The sequence below is a fragment of the Neobacillus drentensis genome, from assembly GCF_036966985.1.
Classification (GTDB): domain Bacteria; phylum Bacillota; class Bacilli; order Bacillales; family Cytobacillaceae; genus Neobacillus; species Neobacillus drentensis_E.
Map to the genome: position 1 here is coordinate 5678 of NZ_JBALSN010000017.1, position 2558 is coordinate 8235.

The 2558-nt window shown below is 45.1% G+C and carries 2 protein-coding genes; both read right to left on the reverse strand.

Annotation, left to right across the window (positions count from 1 at the left end; genetic code table 11):
• On the reverse strand, window positions 1-826 hold an 826-nt coding region (gene hutI / locus V7659_RS01000; RefSeq protein ID WP_335537521.1), incomplete at its 3' end, for an imidazolonepropionase.
• A gap of 21 nt (window positions 827-847) precedes the next feature.
• Complete coding sequence (gene hutU / locus V7659_RS01005) at window positions 848-2524, reverse strand: urocanate hydratase (RefSeq protein WP_335537522.1); 1677 nt, start codon at window positions 2522-2524, stop codon at window positions 848-850.
• Window positions 2525-2558: the final 34 nt, after the last annotated feature.

Here is a 2558-nt window from a genome sequence, read left to right on the forward strand (position 1 = left end):
CCGAAATGGCCCCTACCTCGGCTGCCAGTTCTGCTCCTTCATATGGCTCTATTTCATCGGCATGAATTTTCGGAATCAAACCATGACGGCGGCCTGCTTCAAGAATTTGTTTGGATTGTTCCGGAGTAAACACACCATGTTCACAGAAGACATCATTAAATTCCGCAAGTCCGAGCTCTGCTACCTTTGGAATCATTTCTTCAATCAACAGGCGGACAAACTCATCTGGATTTTGTTTGTACTCGTTTGGAACAGCATGAGCTCCCATGAAGGTTGAAACCACATCAATCACATGCTTGTCATTAAGCTGTTTAGCTACTTCCAGCTGCTTTAATTCGGTTTCCCATTCCATCCCGTAGCCACTTTTCGCTTCAACCGTTGTGACGCCGTGGCGCAGGAATTGATTTAAGCGCTCGTAGCTTTCCTGAAAAAGCTCTTCATGTGTCGCAGACTGTGTCCGTCTTGTCGTTGCATAGATCCCGCCGCCACTATTCATAATTTCCATATAGGTGGCACCTTGCAGACGCATGTTAAACTCATTTTCCCTGCTGCCAGCAAAAACAATATGTGTATGAGGGTCAACAAGTCCTGGAGTTACGAGTTTACCTCTCGCATCCACCACTTCGGCTTCACCCAAACGATCCTCATATTTTCGGGCAAGTTCCTCATCCGTACCAACAGCCTGAATCACGCCGTCTTCCATCCAAACACTGCCATTCTCAATAATGCCAAGCTCAGACATGGCCCCCTTTACACGGGGAGCCTCGGAACTCCCCTGTAATGTAACGAGTTGAGAGGCATTTCTGATAAAAATTGGTATACTCATTAATCTTCCATCCCCTCAGTCTTAGTCTTGTTGTTGTAGCATAGGCATTTTAATGCCCTTTTCTTTTGCGGTCTTAATCGCAATCTCATAACCCGCATCGGCATGACGGACCACACCCATTCCAGGGTCCGTTGTTAATACACGTTCTAACCGTACTTCCGCATCCTTCGACCCATCAGCTACAATTACCATCCCTGAATGCTGTGAATACCCCATGCCAACGCCGCCGCCATGGTGTAACGAAACCCAGCTCGCGCCGCCAACAGCATTAATCATCGCATTTAAAATCGGCCAGTCGGAAACTGCATCACTGCCGTCTCTCATCGCTTCTGTTTCACGATTTGGTGATGCTACAGAACCTGCATCTAAGTGATCTCGACCAATAACGATTGGTGCCGATACTTCTCCCGAAGCAACCATATCATTGATAACTTTACCAAAGCGGGCTCTATCACCATATCCAAGCCAGCAAATCCGGGCAGGAAGACCTTGGAAGCTTATTTTTTCTTGGGCCATTTTTACCCATTTGCATAGATGTTCATCATCTTTGAACTCACGAAGCAATGCTTCATCAATTTTACGAATATCCTCAGGATCTCCTGAAAGTGCTGCCCAGCGGAAAGGACCTTTTCCTTCGCAGAATAATGGACGGATATATGCTGGTACGAAACCAGGGAAATCAAATGCATTTTCCACTCCCTCATCCTTCGCTACTTGACGAATGTTGTTACCATAATCAAAGGTAACCGCACCTTTTTGTTGCATCGTCAGCATTGCCTTCACATGCAGTGCCATGCTTTGCTTTGAAAGTTCTACATACTTAGTTGGATCTTCTTTTCGTAATGCAGCCGCTTCTTCTAATGTGAAACCAACTGGAACATAACCATTTAATGGGTCGTGTGCAGAAGTTTGATCGGTTAATACATCTGGATTAAAGCCTTTTTCAATCATCAATGGCAAAATTTCTGCAGCATTACCTAATAATCCAATCGATAATGCCTTTCCAGCCACTTTTGCTTCGTGTGCTAATTTCAAAGCTTCATCTAAATCATTAGTCTTTACATCAAGATAAGCGGTTTCAATACGGCGGTCAATTCTGGTCTCATCGACATCAATCGCTAAACACACTCCATCGTTCATTGTTACCGCCAACGGCTGAGCACCACCCATTCCGCCAAGTCCAGCAGTTAGTGTGATCGTGTGTTTTAATGTACCACCGTAGGCTTGACGTGCAAGCTCGGCAAACGTTTCATACGTTCCTTGGACAATTCCCTGGCTGCCGATATAGATCCAGCTGCCCGCTGTCATTTGACCGTACATCATTAGACCTTTTTTATCTAACTCGTGGAAGTGCTCCCAATTTGCCCAAGCTGGAACTAGATTGGAGTTAGCAAGAAGCACGCGCGGGGCATCCTTATGCGATTTCCATACAGCCACCGGCTTACCAGATTGAATCAATAAGGTTTCGTCATTCTCCAATTCTATCAATGTTTTCACAATGGCATCATAGGACTCCCAATTCCGAGCGGCCTTACCAATTCCGCCATAAACAACTAGATCCTCTGGTCTTTCTGCCACTTCTTGATCCAGGTTGTTCATCAACATCCTTAGTGCAGCCTCCTGAATCCAGCCTTTCGCATGTAATTCCGTTCCTTTATAATTTTTTATTACTCTTGATTTCGTCGTGTTTGTTTCCATCCATTCCACTCCCTTTATTTATTAATCTATATAT

Excerpts from the sequence above, each read along its gene's own strand:
- hutU (WP_335537522.1), bottom strand. The coding sequence starts at position 2,524 with ATGGAAACAAACACGACGAAATCAAGAGTAATAAAAAATTATAAAGGA.